Source organism: Pseudomonas sp. BB438 (assembly GCF_057180225.1).
In genome coordinates, this window is sequence record NZ_CM170001.1 from 4,619,892 (window position 1) to 4,635,809 (window position 15,918).

Below are 15,918 nucleotides of genomic sequence, written 5' to 3' on the forward strand. Positions count from 1 at the left end.
CCAGTACCTGCAGAACCTGACGCCAACGGCGTCTTCCATGTTTTGAGCGAACGCGTCAGAGCGGTGAGATAACCGGTCGCAGCGAGTTCCAAGCGTGACAGCTGGGGCATTGCCAGTGCAGCTCGCGACCAGCGAAACCGCACTTGCCGCATCGATAACGCGGCATTGTCCTATACAAACCAATGATTATTGGAGCGATTTTTCCGGCCGCTGGCTCTTTTCCGTGGTCTTTTCCGACCACTTCAAGGTACTCGCCAATTCCCTGCCAGGAAGGACGCCGTTCAACCCGCTCCAGCAGGGCGTCGCGCCAGGTGGACGCCTCTCCCGACGGCTCGGTCTCGGCCAGTAGCGCCAGGATCGTCGGCGGCACCTCGTCACCTGAAGCCAACCCCCGGAGGCAGGCCAGCAATTCAGGACGGGCAACTCCGTCGTAGCGCCGCAACAACGGCACGATCTCTCCCAGGAAAATTTTGGCATCGCTGGCCAGCTCACCAATCGTGCTCACGGCGGCGGGCTGATCCTTGCGCCACAACTCGCAGTCCAGCCGCATCAGTAACGCGCGCACGCAGCGCTTGTCGACACGACGAGCCTCGCGCAGCAGCTCCTGCATGGCGCTGCGATCCCCCGTCTTGCTCTTTTCCTGGGCCAACTCGCAGTAATAGTTGGCCAATGCCGCAGCCAGCTCGGGGCGGCTCGGCACCAATCGGGCAGCCAACTCGATGGCTCGCGACCAGTTCTTTTCACGCTCGCAGATCAGCCGCTGTTCATCCAGCGCCTCGAGGGAGATGGGTTCGTCGCGCTGTTGTGTCAATTCGTCCAGCAATTCTTCCGCACTGCCCAGAAGGCCGCCGGCGATATAGTCGCGCGCCAGTTCGAGGCGCACCTGCGCGACCAGCGAACCATCCTCGCCCGCTCGCCCCAGCAGGTCCTGGTGAATGTGAATGGCTTTCTCGATATCACCGCGACGACGGAACAGGTTGCCGACATGCAGGTGGCTTTCCAGCGTTTCGGGACTGACGACCAACCCTTGGGAAAGGCTCTCCAGCGCGTCGTCGGAGTGCCGCTCAAGCAGGTTGTGCATGCTGTGAACGCGGGCTCGGAGATTCGCTTCGGCAGGCGTGTTGGAGCTGGAAAGAGAGCGACGCCCCATCCACCAGCCGATGGCCAGGGCGCAGAAGAAGAACAGCGTGGCAATGACGCTAGACATGGTCCGTCAGCGACTTTTCACGCAGCGCGTCATTCTCCTTGCGGAATCGGGTGACTTCGGAACGCAGGCCGCTCATGCGGGCATGCGCCTTCGCGCGGAAGGGAATGCTCAGCAGCAGGCCGATTGCGCCGCCGACAATGAAGGAAAGAGAGATGAACACTACCAGCGGCCACTGCGGCGATTGCCAGCCGAGGAAGGTCACTTGGGTCGATTGCAGGTTTTCCAGTACGAAAACCACGACGACGGCGGCCAGGACGACCAGCGCCAGAATCAGCAGGAAACGTTTTGCCCGAAGCATGGACACTCCTTCTTGAAGGCGAATACCCCGGGGTCACTCGGGTTCGTTGACGCGGTCGCGCAGCTCCTTGCCAGGCTTGAAGTGCGGGACGAACTTGCCGTCCAGGCGCACGGACTCGCCGGTTTTCGGATTACGGCCGGTGCGCGGCGCACGGTAATGCAGCGAGAAGCTACCGAAACCCCGGATTTCGATGCGATCCCCAGTGGCCAGAGCCTGGGACATTTGCTCAAGCATGGTCTTGATCGCCAGCTCCACATCCTTTGCGGAAAGCTGCCCCTGATGGGTGACGATTCTCTCGATCAACTCCGACTTGGTCATGGTTTTCCCTTCTTTTTCAAGCGGCTAGATCAGCTCTAGGTTCTTTTAGCATGCTGGTCATGCTTTGAACAGCCCGAACGGGAAGGATGTGTTTTCACCCGGTCAAGTCTTTACGCAATAAAAAATGGCCGATCCCCGAGGAAGGGATCGGCCACGGTCGCGCCCAGGAGCGGAGGACGCGCAAGGGAGAGACCGGATCAGGCGATGGCGGCGAGTTGCGCCTTGGCCTTGGCCAGGCCCTTCTCGGCGAATTCACCGCCCATGTTCAGGCCCTCGGCGTGGATGAAGGTCACGTCGTGGATGCCGACGAACCCCAGCGCCTGGCGCAGGTAGGGCTCCTGGTGGTCCAGCGCGCCACCGGCGTAGACCCCGCCGCGACTGGTCAGCACGAAAGCGCGCTTGCCAGTGAGCAGCCCCTGCGGGCCGGTCTCGGTGTACTTGAAGGTAACGCCGGCGCGCAGCACATGGTCCAGCCAGGACTTCAGGGTGCTGGGGATGGCGAAGTTGTACATCGGCGCGGCCAGGACCAGCACGTCGGCGGCTTGCAGTTCCGCGGTCAACAGGTTGGAGCGTTCCAGCGCGGCGCGCTCGATCTCACTGTGCTCCTGCGTCGGCTTCATCCAGCCACCCAGCAGGTTAGCGTCCAGGTGCGGAACCTGCTCGACGGCCAGGTCGCGGACCTGGATATCGTCGGACGGGTGAGCAGCCTGCCACAGGGCGATGAAATCGCGAGTCAGTTGGCGGGAAACGGAACCTTCCTGACGGGCACTGCTTTCGATTACCAGAACGCGGGACATGGACTGGACCTCCATCGGTCGTTGAATGTGTCGATGGAGGTCATCCTAGAGATGAGCAAATCGATAAAAAAGCGTAAATAATCGCTTCTAATTATCGAATAAATTGATTTCTTTCCCGACTGCTTCTAGTCTTGTCGGGCAAGAACACTCAGGAAGGATTGCAGGTCAGCTTGATACGCAGCTTGATCACCGCACGGCTGAAGCTGGAGGTCAGGTTGGCTTCCTTGCCCGGCGCCAGGGTGGCCTTGCGCACATGGGGCGTCTCGGGCCCGTTGACGAAGACCGCGGTGCAGGTCACCGGCTGCTGGCCTGCGTTGCGCAGGAGGATCGCGCCCATCTGGTCACCGATGTCCTGGGTCTCGATGTCCACCTCGGCGCCATTGAGGCTCTTCTGCACTTCAATGGGATAGGCCAGGGCGGTCAATGGCAACAGTGCCAGAACGGCGCAACAGAATTTTTTCATGGCGGTCTCTTGTTGGTCTTCTGCGGACCGCCAGATTAGACAAGAGGAAGCGAGGATGAAAGCGCCCCGCGTTACCCTGGATCAGTGGAGAACCCTGCAGGCCGTGGTCGATCACGGCGGCTTCGCCCAGGCGGCGGAAGCCCTGCACCGTTCACAGTCGTCGATCAGCTACACCGTGGCGCGGATGCAGGAGCAACTCGGCGTGCCGTTGCTGCGTATCGACGGACGCAAGGCCGTGCTCACCGAGGCCGGCGAAGTACTGCTGCGCCGCTCGCGGCAACTGGTGAAATCCGCCGGCCAACTGGAAGAACTCGCTCACCACATGGAACAGGGCTGGGAGCCGGAAGTACGCCTGGTCGTCGACGCCGCCTACCCCACCGTGCGCCTGGTGCGCTCGCTGTCGGCCTTCATGCCGCAGAGCCGCGGCTGCCGCGTGCTGCTGCGCGAAGAAGTGTTGTCGGGCGTGGAGGAAGCGCTGGTGCAGGGGCACGCAGACCTAGCCATCAGCGGCCTGAACATTCCCGGTCACCTGGGCGCCGATCTTTCCATCGTCGACTTCGTCGCCGTCGCCCACCCGGACCATGCCCTGCATCGCCTGCAGCGCGAAGTCACCCACCAGGACCTGGAAACCCAGATGCAGGTGGTGATCCGCGACTCCGGCCGGTTGCAGCCGCGCGACGTCGGTTGGCTCGGTGCGGAACAGCGCTGGACGGTGGGCAGCCTGGCCACCGCCGCCACCTTCGTCAGCAATGGCCTGGGCTTCGCCTGGCTGCCGCGGCACATGATCGAGCGCGAGCTGCGCGACGGTCAGCTCAAGCCGCTGCCGATGAAACAGGGCGGCGTGCGCGAGAGCCGCTTCTATCTTTATCCGAACAAGGAAAAACCGCTGGGCCCGGCTACGCAGATCCTCGTGGAACTGCTGACCGCCTACGCCAATGTGCCGCTCGACGCCCATTTCGCCGCCCCGGAAAGCCCGGCCTGACCCTGCAGGCCGCACGTACAAGGAGCCCGTCATGCCGTTCTTCGACCACGCCGGTCATCGCCTGCACTACGAGGAAAGCGGATTCGGCACGCCGGTCCTGCTGGTGCACGGGCTCGGCTCCAGCACCCGTGACTGGGAATACCAGGTGCCGGAGCTGGAAAAGCGTCACCGGGTGATCGCCCTTGACGTCCGCGGCCACGGCCAGTCGGACAAGCCGCGCCAGCGTTACAGCATCGCCGCTTTCGCCGAGGACGTGGTCGCCCTGCTGGATCACCTGAACCTGGGCCGCGTGCACCTGGTGGGCATCAGCATGGGTGGCATGATCGGCTTCGAACTGGCCACCCGCTGGCCGGAGCGGCTGAACAGCCTGACCATCGTCAACAGTGCGCCCGAGGTGAAACCGCGCACTCTGCGCGAATACCTGGAAGTGGCGCGCCGGCTGTTCCTCGCCCATGTGCTGGGCCTGGACACGGTGGGCAAGGCGCTAGGCAAGATGCTCTTCCCCAAGCCCGAACAGAGCGAGCTGCGCCGCAAGATCCAGCAGCGCTGGCCGCAAAATGACAAGCGCGCCTACCTCTCCAGCCTGCACGCCATCATCGGCTGGGGTGTGCAGGAACGCCTGGCGCGCATAACCTGTCCAACCCTGGTGATCAGCGCCGACCGCGACTACACCCCGGTTTCGCTCAAGCAGGCCTACGTCGGGCGCATCCCGAACGCTCGCCTGGTGGTGATCGAGGACTCGCGCCACGCGACGCCGCTGGACCAGCCGGAACGATTCAATACCACCCTGCTCGACTTCATCGAGCAGGTCGACCATCCCTAGAACCTTCAGGAAACATCCGCCAAATGACCCTGCTCAAACGCTTCCTGCTCGCCACCTGCTCCCTGGTCCTGGCCGGTTCGGTGTTCGCTGCCGACGCCAACAAGCCGCACGTTCTGCTGTCCACCACCTCGGGCGAAATCGAGATCGAGCTGTACGCCGACAAGGCACCGATCTCCGTGAAGAACTACCTGTCCTATGTGGACAGCGGCTTCTACAACGGCACCATCTTCCACCGCGTGATCCCCAACTTCATGATCCAGGGCGGCGGTTTCACCGAGGCGATGAAAGAAAAGGACACCCAGGCGCCGATCAAGAACGAGGCCGACAACGGCCTGCTCAACGAGCGTGGCACTCTGGCCATGGCACGCACCAGCGACGTGAACTCCGCCACCAGCCAGTTCTTCATCAACCTGACCGGGAACGACTTCCTCAACCACGGCGCCCGCGATTTCGGCTACGCGGTGTTCGGCAAGGTCGTGCGCGGCATGGGCGTGGTCGACCAGATCGCCGGCGTGAAGACCGGCAACAAAGGCATGTTCCAGGACGTACCGACCACCCCGGTGGTCATCCTCTCCGCCAAGCGTCTGTGATTCTGCGGAACCACGGCTGACGGAGGCCATTCAAGGCGAGCCCAGGACGGGCTCGCCGACACAACCGAGAGCCATCATGCTTTACCGTCGTTTCGAGCGTCTGATCGATCCCTTCCGCGACGTCCCCGAGCGCATGCCGCCCTCTGACGTCATCCGCTTCTACGTCTATTACCTGCGCCAGGTCTGGCCGGTCTTCCTCGCCCTGCTCTTCGTCGGTCTGATCGTCGCGCTGATCGAAGTCGCGCTGTTCAGCTACCTCGGGCGCATCGTCGACCTTGCCCAGGGCACCGCCCCTGCCGACTTCTTCACCCTGCACGGTCGCGAGCTGATCTGGATGGCCGTGGTCGCGCTGATCCTGCGCCCGGTGTTCAACGGCCTGCACGACATGCTGGTGCACCAGAGCATCAACCCCAGCATGACCAACCTGATCCGCTGGCAGAACCACCGCTACGTGCTCAAGCAGAGTCTGGGCTTCTTCCAGAACGACTTCGCCGGGCGCATCGCCCAGCGCATCATGCAGACAGGCAACTCCTTGCGCGATTCCGCCGTTCAGGTGGTCGACGCCATCTGGCACGTGGTGATCTACACCATCAGTGCCCTGGTGCTGTTCGCCGAAGCCGACTGGCGCCTGATGATCCCGCTGGTGCTCTGGGTAGTCGGCTACGTCGGCGCGCTGGCCTACTTCGTGCCGCAGGTGAAGAGCCGCTCGGTGGCCGCCTCGGATTCGCGCTCCAAGCTGATGGGGCGCATCGTCGACGGCTACACCAACATCACCACCCTCAAGCTGTTCGCCCACACGCGCCAGGAAGAGGACTACGCCCGCGAAGCCATCGACGACCAGACCCGCAAGGCCCAGCGCGCCGGGCGCGTGGTGACCTCGATGGACGTCACCATTACCATTTTCAACGGCCTGCTGATCGCCGGCACCACGGGCCTGGCCCTGTGGCTGTGGACCCAGTCGCTGATCTCGGTGGGCGCCATCGCCCTGGCCACCGGCCTGGTCATTCGCATCAACAACATGTCCGGCTGGATCATGTGGGTGGTCGGCGGCATCTTCGAGAACGTCGGCCAGGTACAGGACGGCATGCAGACCATCGCCCTGCCCCGCCAGGTAATCGACGTCCCCCACGCCAAACCGCTGGTGGTGAACCGCGGCGAGGTGCGCTTCGACCAGGTGGACTTCAGCTACGGCAAGGGCGGCGGCCTGATCAGCGGCCTCGACCTGACCGTGCGTCCCGGTGAGAAGATCGGTCTGGTCGGCCCGTCCGGCGCCGGCAAGTCGACCCTGGTGAACCTGCTGCTGCGCCTCTACGACCTGGAGGGCGGGCGCATCCTGATCGACGGCCAGGACATTGCCCAGGTGACGCAGGAAAGCCTGCGCGCGCAAATCGGCATGGTCACCCAGGACACCTCGCTGCTGCATCGCTCGATCCGCTCCAACCTGCTCTACGGCCGCCCGGACGCCAGCGAAGCGGAGTTGCAGGACGCAATCCAGAAGGCCCGCGCTTCGGAGTTCATACCGCAGTTGAGCGATGCAGAGGGACGTTTCGGCCTCGACGCCCACGTCGGCGAGCGCGGCGTGAAGCTTTCCGGCGGGCAGCGCCAGCGCATCGCGATCACCCGCGTGCTGCTCAAGGACGCGCCGATCCTCATCCTCGACGAAGCCACCTCGGCGCTGGACTCGGAAGTGGAAGCGGCGATCCAGGAGAGCCTCGAGAGCCTGATGCAGGGCAAGACGGTGATCGCCATCGCTCACCGACTCTCCACCATCGCGCGCATGGATCGGCTGGTGGTGCTGGAGCACGGCCGTGTGGTCGAGAGTGGCAGCCATGCCGAGTTGCTGGCCCATGGCGGGCTGTATGCGCGGCTGTGGCGGCACCAGACGGGAGGGTTCGTCGGGGTGGATTGAAGCCGCCCTGGCAACATCGGGACTCACGCCCGGTCCTTTCGTGAACAGTCCCGCGTCGTGGGGTGTTCGCGCGCAACACCGTTCAGCCGCAGAAGCGCCCATAAAAAAGCCCGGCACAAGGCCGGGCATGTCCAGATCAGGACAGCTCAGTGTGTATCCAGAAGCGCCAGCGCCTCGCGGCTCAGGCGCTGGACCGTGGCCCAGTCGCCGCTGTCGATGGCGGCTTTGGGCAGCATCCAGCTGCCACCCACGCACATCACGTTGGCCAGCCGGTAGTAGTCATTGAGGTTGTCCGGACCGACGCCGCCGGTGGGACAGAAACGTACGTCCGGGAACGGGCCGCCGAACGCCTTGAGCGCTTCCACGCCGCCAGCGACCTTCGCCGGGAACAGCTTGAAACGGCGCAGGCCATAGCGGTACGCCGCCATGATTTCCGAAGCGGTGGCCACGCCAGGCAGCAGCGGCACCGGGCGAGTCACCGCGTACTGCAGCAACTCATCGGTGCAACCGGGCGTGACGATGAACGTCGCCCCCGCCGCCTCAGCCTGGGCGAAGGTTTCCGGGTCGAGCACGGTCCCGGCGCCGACGATCAGCTCCGGGCGCTGTTCGCTCAACTGGCGAATCGCGGTGAGGCCCAGCGACGTCCGCAAGGTCACTTCCAGAACGGTGATACCGCCAGCTGCCAGGGCATCCGCCATGGGCAGGATGTCCGCCTCGCGGTCGATGGTGATCACCGGCAGGATGCGCGCGCGCTGCGCCAGGGCATCGATCTGCTGGATGTGTTGTTCAGACATTGCGGTAACTCCGGGCCTCAGGGGCACCAGTGGATCGAAAGAGGTGAACGCAGGAACGCATTGATCGGCATGCGCTGGTCATCGTTATCGCTGAGCGCCTGGCTCAGGGTGGCCAGCTTGGACTCGCCCTGGATCGCCAGGATCTGCACCCGCGCGCCTTGCAGCACAGTTCGGGTGAGGGTCAGGCGCTGATGCGGCACGGTCGGTGCCCACATCGGCAGGCAACGGCGAGTGCCGGCCGGGTCGAGCGCCTCGACCAGGTTGGTGCTGCCGGGGAACAGTGACGCCGTATGGCCGTCATCGCCCATGCCCAGCACCAGCACGTCGATCGGCAGCATCAGTTCATGCAGGTAGCGATCGGCCTTGTCGGCGGCCTCTTCGAGGCTGGCCGCGGGTTGATAGATTCCGATGAACTGCGCCTTGGACGCCGCGCCCTTGAACAGGTGACGGCGCAGCAGGCCGGCATTGCTGTCCGGGTGCGACTCGGGCACCCAGCGCTCGTCGGCAAGGCTGACGGCCACCTTCGACCAGTCCAGCACCGCGCCACTCAATGCCTCCAGGAACGCCACCGGGCTACGCCCGCCGGACACCACCAGCAGCGCACGGCCGCGTTCGATCAATGCCTCGCGCAGCGCATCGGCTACCGCGTCGGCCAGGCCGCGAGCCTGCTCGGCGGCGTTGTTCCAGGTCTTCCAGGCCATACCTTCAGCCAGTTTGGGTTCAAAGATCGCCATACCAGTCCCTCCCGTCGCGTGCGATCAGGGCAACCGAGGCCTGCGGCCCCCAGCTTCCGGCCGGATAGGGCTTGGGCTCTTCGCCCAGGCGGCCCCAGCCGTCGATCAGGCCGTCACACCACTTCCAGGCGGCCTCGATCTCATCCTTGCGGACGAACAGGTTCTGGTTGCCTTGCGTGACTTCCAGCAACAGCCGCTCGTAGGCATCCGGTGTCCGGGCGGTCTGGAAGGTTTCGGAGAAATTCAGTTGCAGCGGGCCGGTGCGCAGTTGCATGCCCTTGCCCAGGCCCTGGTCCTTGGTCATCACCTGCAGGGAAATGCCCTCGTCCGGTTGCAGGCGGATGATCAGCCGGTTGCTGATCAGCGAGCGCTGCTCCGGCGCGAAGATGTAGTGCGGCGGCTCCTTGAAGTGGATGACGATCTGCGAATGCTTCTGCGGCATGCGCTTGCCGGTACGCAGGTAGAACGGCACGCCGGACCAGCGCCAGTTGCGGATATCCACGCGCAGGGCGACGAAGGTCTCGGCATCGCTGTTGGGATTGGCGTTCTCTTCGGCGAGATAACCGGGCACCGCCTTGCCGTCGATGTAACCCGCGGTGTACTGGCCGCGCACCACGCGGGTCGCCAGTTGCTCGGGCGCGATCGGCTCCAGTGCGCGCAGCACCTTCACCTTCTCATCGCGAATACTGTCGGCGGTGAGGTCTGCCGGCGGGTCCATGGCAATCAGGCAGAGCAGCTGCAGCAGGTGGTTCTGCACCATGTCGCGCAGCTGGCCGGCCTTGTCGAAATAGCCCCAGCGGCCTTCGATACCGACCTTCTCGGCCACGGTGATCTCCACGTGGGAGATGTGGTTCTGGTTCCACTGAGTCTCGAACAGGCTGTTGGCGAAGCGCAGCGCGATGAGGTTCTGTACCGTCTCCTTGCCCAGGTAATGGTCGATCCGGTAGATGCGGTTTTCCGGGAAGAAGCGCGCCACCGCGTCGTTCACCGCGCGGGACGACTCCAGGTCATGGCCGATGGGTTTTTCCAGGACGACCCGGGTACGTTCGGCCAGGCCGGCGGCGGCCAGGTTCTCGCAGATGCCGCCGAATACCGAGGCCGCGGTGGCGAAGTAGGCGACCAGGGTCCTCTCCTCACCCACCAGCTCGGCCAGCGCCTGGTAGGAACCGGCATCGAGGAAATCCATGCTCAGGTGATGCAGGCGCGCCTGGAAGCGGGCCCAGACGGTTTCGTCCCATTCCTTCGCCGGCACGGCCTGGCGCAGGCGGCGCTCGATGGTCGCCAGGGGAGCCTCGGTGGCGCCGTCGTCGCGGGCCAGGGCGAGAATGCGGGTATCGCGGTGCAGCAGGTCTTCGCGGTCGAGCTGGTAGAGCGCCGGCAGCAGTTTGCGCAGGGCAAGATCACCCAGAGCGCCGAACAGCGCGAGGGTGCAGGGCAGAACGCGGACTTCAGGCATTTGTTGTTACCAACCAAATTTTGAACGATAGTTAGCCTTCTACGCCGGCATTAAGACAAATATGTAGTAATTAAACAACATATTTTTGCCGCTTTGCACCGTTGTTGGTCGCCTGCCGGCCTGACGTTAGGATAGCGCCGCTGACCGTAGCCAACCGGTCAACCGTCGATTGCCCAAGGAGCACGGATGAAAAACCTGCTGGAGCAGATCCAGAGCCGTCTGGAAGAGCTGAACAAGGCCGAGCGCAAGGTCGCCGAGATCATCCTGCGCGACCCGCAGCAGGCCACGCGCTTCAGCATCGCCGCGCTGGCCCAGGCGTCCAGCGTCAGCGAACCGACGGTGAACCGCTTCTGCCGCTCCTTCGGCATGAGCGGCTACCCGGAGCTGAAGATCCAGCTGGCGCAGAGCCTGGCCAGCGGCGCCGCCTTCGTGACTCAGGCGGTGGCCGCCGATGACGGGCCCGAGGCCTACACGCGGAAGATCTTCAGCAGCACCATCGCCTCGCTGGACAGCGCCTACAAGCTGCTCGACCCGAAGGTCATCGACCGCGCCGTGGACCTGCTGATCCAGGCCCGACAGATCCACTTCTTCGGTCTTGGCGCATCCAGCTCCGTGGCGCTGGACGCACAGCACAAGTTCTTCCGCTTCAACCTCGCCGTGTCGGCACAGAGCGATGTGCTCATGCAGCGGATGATCGCCTCGGTGGCGCACACCGGCGACCTGTTCGTGGTGATTTCCTACACCGGGCGCACCCGCGAACTGGTCGACGTGGCGCACCTGGCGCGGCAGAACGGCGCCTCGGTACTCGGCCTGACCGCCGCCGACTCGCCGCTGGCCCGCGCCAGCACCCTGAGCCTGGACATCCCGCTGCCCGAGGACACCGACATCTATATGCCGATGACCTCGCGGATCATCCAGCTCACCGTGCTCGACGTGCTCGCCACGGGCGTGACCCTGCGCCGCGGCGTGGACTTCCAGCCGCACCTGCGCAGGATCAAGGAGAGTCTGGTACCGACGCGCTACCAGCTCGACGAGGAAGACTGAGCCCTCCCCCAGCGCAGGAGCGGGCCATGCCCGCCATCGCGTCCCACGCACCGTTAACCCCTGCGCCTCTAAAGAGCGGCGCGCCCCGACAGGGTGATCCCTGCACCCGTCCGCCGATCAGTCATCCGCGTTCGGATCAAGCCCCGGGAACAGCACCTCGGTATAGCCGAACTTGCTGAAGTCGGTAATGCGCGAGGGGTACAGGCGACCGATCAGGTGGTCGCATTCGTGCTGCACCACGCGGGCATGGAAGCCCTCCACGGTGCGATCGATGGGCTGCCCCTGCGGATCGATGCCCTGGTAGCGGATGCGCTGGTAGCGGTTCACCGCACCGCGCAGGCCCGGCACCGAGAGGCAGCCTTCCCAGCCCTCCTCCAACTCCTCGCCGAGCGGTGTGATCACCGGGTTGAGCAGGATGGTCGGCGGCACTGCCGGGGCGTCGGGGTAGCGCTCGCTGCGCTCGAAACCGAAGATCACCAACTGCAGGTCAACGCCGATCTGCGGGGCAGCCAGGCCGACGCCGCCGACGTGGTGCATGGTTTCGAACATGTCGTCGATCAGTTGCAGCAATTCGGTGCTGCCGATCATCGACTCGGGCACCGGCGGGGCAATGCGCAGCAGGCGCTCGTCGCCCATCTTGAGAATCTCGCGGATCATCTCGGCCTCGTTCGCCGCTGAGTGGCAGCGGCTGCTTCCAAAGAGAGCTGCATCCTCGGCTTACCTGGTCGCTCTGGCAAGCCCGCGACCGCCGGGCAGCCCCCCGGAGCCCGCAGCGGCGCAGTGTTAGACTGACCTGCGACGACAACCATCGAACGACGGGTATTTGCCGAATTTCACGGCAGATGGCGTTCAAACCTTGGGGGATCTTTCATTCCGAGGGGGCGGGAGGTTCGTCATGAACAGGCATTACTACATCAGCGACAACCTGGACGACCTGGAGCAGGTCGAACAGGAACTGAGTGAAAGCGGCATCGGCATCGAACAGATGCATGTACTCAGCGACAGCGACGCGGAACTGCAGGAGCACCGTCTCCACGAAGTGCCCTCGATGATGAAGAAGGACGTGCTGCACTGGGGCAAGATTGGCCTGATGATCGGTGCCGTGCTGGCCGTGATGGTCCTGGCTGTCGGCTACCTGAGCGGCTGGACGCAGACGGCAGCCGGCTGGATTCCGGTGTTCTTTCTCGCCGCGGTGCTGCTGGGCTTCAGTCTGTGGGAAAGCAGCTTCTTCGGGCTGCAACGTCCCAGCGGCGACGTGCGCCGTTTCCAGGACAACCTGCATGAAGGCCGGCATGTGTTCTTCGTCGACGTGAAGCCCGAGCAGGAGCCGGTGCTGGACATGGTGGTGCGCCACCATCCGCGCCTGGAGATCGCCGGTTTCGGCAATGCCATGCCGACCTGGTGGCTGTCCGTCGAGCAGACCTGGAACCGCTTCCGCCACATGATGTAGCGCGTCGCCAGCAAATAGACCCACCGTGGCTTGAACGACCCGCGGCCAGCGCCCTGCGTGTCGATGAGCAATGAAAATCCTGTTCAGGCCATATTCAGAAACCGTTAGCCTGCTATTGATATAAGTCAGCCGAGCGCCTCTGGACGGATTCGAAAATATCCGAATCCACTCATTTCAGGAGGCTGGGAAATGTCCACATCGCCCAACCAGAAACTCGGTCTCGCCGCGCTCACCGCGCTGGTGGTCGGCTCCATGATCGGCGGCGGCATCTTCTCGCTGCCGCAAACCGTCGCAAAAAGCGCCAGCCCCGGCGCCGTGCTGATCGGCTGGGCCATCAGCGGCATCGGCATGCTGATGCTCGCCTTCGTATTCCAGAGCCTGTCCAACCGCAAGCCGGAACTGGACGCGGGCGTCTACGCCTATGCCAAGGCAGGTTTTGGCGACTACATCGGCTTCAACTCGGCCTGGGGCTACTGGATCAGCTCCATGCTCGGCAACGTCAGCTACTTCGTGCTGATCTTCAGCGCACTGGGCTACTTCTTCCCGGTGTTCGGCGAAGGCAACACAGTCATCGCCTTCGCGTGCTCGTCCCTGCTGCTGTGGGGCTTGCACTTCCTGATCCTGCGCGGGATCAAGCAGGCGGCCTTCATCAACCAGGTCACCACGGTCGCCAAGGTCGTGCCCATCGTGCTGTTCATCCTGATCGGCCTGGTGGCGTTCGACATGGACCTGTTCACCGCCGACTTCTGGGGCCATGGCCACGTCGATTTCGACAGTGTGATGAGCCAGGTGAGCAACATGATGCTGATCACCGTCTGGGTGTTCATCGGCATCGAGGGCGCCAACTTGTACTCCGGCCACGCGAAAAAGCGTTCGGACGTCGGCACCGCGACGGTGATCGGCTTCGTCTCGGTAATGGCGCTGCTGGTGCTGGTGAACGTGCTGTCCATGGGCATGATGAACCAGGCGCAGCTGGCCGGCCTGTCCAACCCGTCGATGGCCTATGTGCTGGAGCACGTGGTCGGCCATTGGGGTGCAGTGCTGATCATCGCCGGCATGATCGTTTCGCTGTTCGGTGCGCTGCTGGCGTGGATCCTGCTCAGCGCCGAGATCATGTTCGCCGCCGCCCACGACCACACCATGCCCAGATTCCTCGCCCGCGAGAACGACAAGGATGTGCCGGTGAACGCACTGTGGATGAGCAATGCCACGGTGCAGGTCTTCCTGGTGGTGACCCTGTTCGCTGCCAGCACCTACACCAGCCTGGTGTACCTGGCTGCCTCCATGGCGCTGCTGCCATACCTGTTCTCGGCCGGTTACGCCGTGCTGCTGAGCCTGCGCGGCGAAGGTTATGAAGGCCTGCTGCGCGAGCGTCGCAAGGACCTGGTAATCGGCGCCATCGCCCTCATCTACAGCCTGTGGCTGGTGTACGCCGGCGGCATGGACCATCTGCTGCTCTCGGCACTGCTCTACACCCCGGGCGTGGTGCTGTTCATCATGGCCAAGCGCGAGCGCGGCGAGCGTGTGTTCAGTAAGGCGGAATGGCTGATCTTCGCCATCCTGCTGGCCGCGACCCTGGCCGCCGGCTACGGTCTGTATGCGGGCGAGCTGAGCATCTGAAGCTCGGCCCGATGCCCGCGGCTCAGGCCGCGGGCTTCGCTTTTCATGGAGCAACGTGCTGTTCAGGAGAAAAAGAATGACCACGCCCACCGAGGTCACCCTCCACTCCAGCGCTGGGATCGACCAGCAGCAATACCGCATCCACCTGCGCTACAGCGTGGAAAACGCAGCCAGCCGCGACGCCACGGTGAAGTTCGAACTGGAGGGTGAGATCGACGGCCAGCCGTTCAAGGATGGCTTCGACCTGCCCGGCGACCTCGCCTTCAATTTCGCCGGCAGCGCCACGCGCATCCTGCGTCGCCACGGCCTGCGGGTCTGCCGCGGGCCGGTGCTGCGCTTTCGCAAGGAACATGACCGGGTGTTCGACGACCTGCGTCGTCAGTTGAAAGCCAAGCCCGGCACGCCGGTCGACCTGCAGCGCATGGGCTCGCTGGCCCCGGCCGAGCCGCGTTGCGCGGTGGCCGAGTCCATCGTCCGCGGGCGCGGCTGAAGCGTCAGGCCAGGTCGATGCGATCGTCGTGGATGACGATCAGGCCCTGCTTGAACAGGCCGCCGATGGCCTTCTTGAAGTTGCCCTTGCTGACACCGAACTGCTGCGCGATCAGCTCCGGCGGGCTCTTGTCGCTGAGCGCCAGGGTGCCGCCGGCTTCGCGCAGGGCCTTGAGGATCTGCTCGCTGAGGGCATCGGACAGGCCGGCACCAGCCGGCTGCAGGCTCAGGCTGATCTTGCCGTCGGCACGCATTTCCTTGATGTAGCCGGTCTCGCGCAGCCCATTGCGCATGAACTTGAACACTTCGTTCTTGTGGATCAGGCCCCAGTGCTTGCCATCGATGATGGCCTTGTAGCCGAGGTCAGTGCGCTCGACGACGAGCAGATCGACCTGCTGGCCGACCTTGTAGTTGGCCGGAACGTTGTCCAGGTAGCGATCCAGGCGGGCGGTGGCAGTGATGCGGCGGCTGCGCTCGTCGAGGTAGACGTAGACCACGCAGTAGTCACCGACCTGCAGCGGGCGTTTCTCTTCCGAGTGCGGCAGGAGCAGGTCCTTGGGCAGGCCCCAGTCGAGGAACAGGCCGACACGGTTGACCTCCACCACCTTCAGGCTGGCGAAGCCGCCAACCTGCACCTTGGGCTTCTGCGTGGTGGCGATCAGGCGGTCTTCGCTGTCCAGGTAGATGAACACGTTGAGCCAGTCGCCCACTTCGGTGGGTTCGTTCTTCGGCACATAGCGCTTGGGCAGCAGGATTTCGCCGTGGCTCTCGCCATCCAGGTAGAGACCGAAATCGGTGTGCTTGGCCACCTGCAACGAATTGAACCGACCTATGACTGCCATGACGCTTACCTCGTGAACGGGGCGGGCATTCTACGCGCATTGCCGCGATATGGCTGCCGCCGGTTGCCGGATCGGGTGTGCGTCATCGACGCGCATCGCGGG

General features: G+C 64.1%; 18 protein-coding genes. 8 read left to right on the top strand and 10 right to left on the bottom strand.

All coding sequences use genetic code 11. The annotated features are described in order from the left end of the window. Window positions 1-55: 55 nt before the first annotated feature. The 5 genes from AC1ZV1_RS21105 to AC1ZV1_RS21125 form a co-directional block, all read right to left on the bottom strand. The gene (locus AC1ZV1_RS21105) at window positions 56-1,207 is read right to left on the bottom strand and encodes a tetratricopeptide repeat protein (RefSeq protein ID WP_484293461.1); all 1,152 of its coding nucleotides are present in this window, start codon (window positions 1,205-1,207) and stop codon (window positions 56-58) included. Continuing rightward, entirely contained in the window at window positions 1,200-1,505 is a 306-nt protein-coding gene (locus tag AC1ZV1_RS21110) for a lipopolysaccharide assembly protein LapA domain-containing protein (RefSeq protein ID WP_484293462.1), read from the bottom strand. The genes AC1ZV1_RS21105 and AC1ZV1_RS21110 overlap by 8 nt, the downstream gene beginning before the upstream one ends. A gap of 33 nt (window positions 1,506-1,538) precedes the next feature. After that, window positions 1,539-1,823, bottom strand: a complete 285-nt coding sequence (gene ihfB, locus AC1ZV1_RS21115; RefSeq protein WP_015478091.1) for an integration host factor subunit beta — start codon at window positions 1,821-1,823, stop codon at window positions 1,539-1,541. 197 nt (window positions 1,824-2,020) lie between these two features. Next, window positions 2,021-2,620 carry an FMN-dependent NADH-azoreductase gene (locus tag AC1ZV1_RS21120; protein WP_484293463.1) on the bottom strand — a complete coding sequence of 200 codons (600 nt, stop codon included), beginning with the start codon at window positions 2,618-2,620 and terminating at the stop codon, window positions 2,021-2,023. Window positions 2,621-2,768: 148 nt separating this feature from the next. Then, the gene (locus AC1ZV1_RS21125) at window positions 2,769-3,083 is read right to left on the bottom strand and encodes a cupin domain-containing protein (RefSeq protein ID WP_484293464.1); all 315 of its coding nucleotides are present in this window, start codon (window positions 3,081-3,083) and stop codon (window positions 2,769-2,771) included. 55 nt (window positions 3,084-3,138) lie between these two features. On the opposite strand from AC1ZV1_RS21125, the gene AC1ZV1_RS21130 reads away from it, so the two are divergent. The 4 genes from AC1ZV1_RS21130 to AC1ZV1_RS21145 all read left to right on the top strand — a co-directional run bounded on the left by AC1ZV1_RS21130 (window position 3,139) and on the right by AC1ZV1_RS21145 (window position 7,387). Beyond that, on the top strand, window positions 3,139-4,065 hold the full coding sequence (locus tag AC1ZV1_RS21130; protein WP_484293465.1) for a PA3225 family LysR-type transcriptional regulator: 927 nt from the start codon (window positions 3,139-3,141) through the stop codon (window positions 4,063-4,065). A 31-nt stretch (window positions 4,066-4,096) separates the two neighbouring features. Beyond that, window positions 4,097-4,888 (top strand): alpha/beta fold hydrolase, encoded by a 792-nt coding sequence (locus AC1ZV1_RS21135; protein WP_484293466.1) that lies wholly within the window; start codon window positions 4,097-4,099, stop codon window positions 4,886-4,888. 29 nt (window positions 4,889-4,917) lie between these two features. Next, the gene (locus AC1ZV1_RS21140) at window positions 4,918-5,478 is read left to right on the top strand and encodes a peptidylprolyl isomerase (RefSeq protein ID WP_484297597.1); all 561 of its coding nucleotides are present in this window, start codon (window positions 4,918-4,920) and stop codon (window positions 5,476-5,478) included. Window positions 5,479-5,554: 76 nt separating this feature from the next. Then, window positions 5,555-7,387, top strand: a complete 1,833-nt coding sequence (locus AC1ZV1_RS21145) for an ABC transporter ATP-binding protein (protein ID WP_484293467.1) — start codon at window positions 5,555-5,557, stop codon at window positions 7,385-7,387. 146 nt (window positions 7,388-7,533) lie between these two features. Here AC1ZV1_RS21145 and AC1ZV1_RS21150 read toward each other — a convergent pair whose 3' ends face one another. The 3 genes from AC1ZV1_RS21150 to zwf are packed head-to-tail and all read right to left on the bottom strand — an operon-like array spanning window position 7,534 to window position 10,371. After that, complete coding sequence (locus AC1ZV1_RS21150; RefSeq protein ID WP_484293468.1) at window positions 7,534-8,181, bottom strand: bifunctional 4-hydroxy-2-oxoglutarate aldolase/2-dehydro-3-deoxy-phosphogluconate aldolase; 648 nt, start codon at window positions 8,179-8,181, stop codon at window positions 7,534-7,536. 17 nt (window positions 8,182-8,198) lie between these two features. Beyond that, the gene (gene pgl, locus AC1ZV1_RS21155; protein ID WP_484293469.1) at window positions 8,199-8,915 is read right to left on the bottom strand and encodes a 6-phosphogluconolactonase; all 717 of its coding nucleotides are present in this window, start codon (window positions 8,913-8,915) and stop codon (window positions 8,199-8,201) included. Continuing rightward, window positions 8,902-10,371: a glucose-6-phosphate dehydrogenase gene (gene zwf / locus AC1ZV1_RS21160; protein ID WP_484293470.1), complete on the bottom strand. Its 1,470-nt coding sequence runs from the start codon at window positions 10,369-10,371 to the stop codon at window positions 8,902-8,904. The genes pgl and zwf overlap by 14 nt, the downstream gene beginning before the upstream one ends. A 186-nt stretch (window positions 10,372-10,557) precedes the next feature. On the opposite strand from zwf, the gene AC1ZV1_RS21165 reads away from it, so the two are divergent. Next, window positions 10,558-11,415: a MurR/RpiR family transcriptional regulator gene (locus AC1ZV1_RS21165; protein WP_484293471.1), complete on the top strand. Its 858-nt coding sequence runs from the start codon at window positions 10,558-10,560 to the stop codon at window positions 11,413-11,415. A gap of 117 nt (window positions 11,416-11,532) precedes the next feature. Here AC1ZV1_RS21165 and def read toward each other — a convergent pair whose 3' ends face one another. Beyond that, window positions 11,533-12,072 (bottom strand): peptide deformylase, encoded by a 540-nt coding sequence (gene def / locus AC1ZV1_RS21170; RefSeq protein WP_484293472.1) that lies wholly within the window; start codon window positions 12,070-12,072, stop codon window positions 11,533-11,535. Between the two features lie 238 nt (window positions 12,073-12,310). On the opposite strand from def, the gene AC1ZV1_RS21175 reads away from it, so the two are divergent. From AC1ZV1_RS21175 to AC1ZV1_RS21185, 3 genes are all read left to right on the top strand, one after another. Next, window positions 12,311-12,865: a magnesium transporter gene (locus AC1ZV1_RS21175; protein ID WP_484293473.1), complete on the top strand. Its 555-nt coding sequence runs from the start codon at window positions 12,311-12,313 to the stop codon at window positions 12,863-12,865. Window positions 12,866-13,054: 189 nt separating this feature from the next. Beyond that, complete coding sequence (gene arcD, locus AC1ZV1_RS21180) at window positions 13,055-14,485, top strand: arginine-ornithine antiporter (protein ID WP_484293474.1); 1,431 nt, start codon at window positions 13,055-13,057, stop codon at window positions 14,483-14,485. 76 nt (window positions 14,486-14,561) lie between these two features. Beyond that, on the top strand, window positions 14,562-14,975 hold the full coding sequence (locus tag AC1ZV1_RS21185; RefSeq protein ID WP_484293475.1) for a DUF5064 family protein: 414 nt from the start codon (window positions 14,562-14,564) through the stop codon (window positions 14,973-14,975). 4 nt (window positions 14,976-14,979) lie between these two features. On the opposite strand, the gene AC1ZV1_RS21190 is transcribed toward AC1ZV1_RS21185, so the two are convergent. Then, the gene (locus tag AC1ZV1_RS21190; RefSeq protein ID WP_484293476.1) at window positions 14,980-15,816 is read right to left on the bottom strand and encodes a CvfB family protein; all 837 of its coding nucleotides are present in this window, start codon (window positions 15,814-15,816) and stop codon (window positions 14,980-14,982) included. Window positions 15,817-15,918 lie beyond the last annotated feature (102 nt).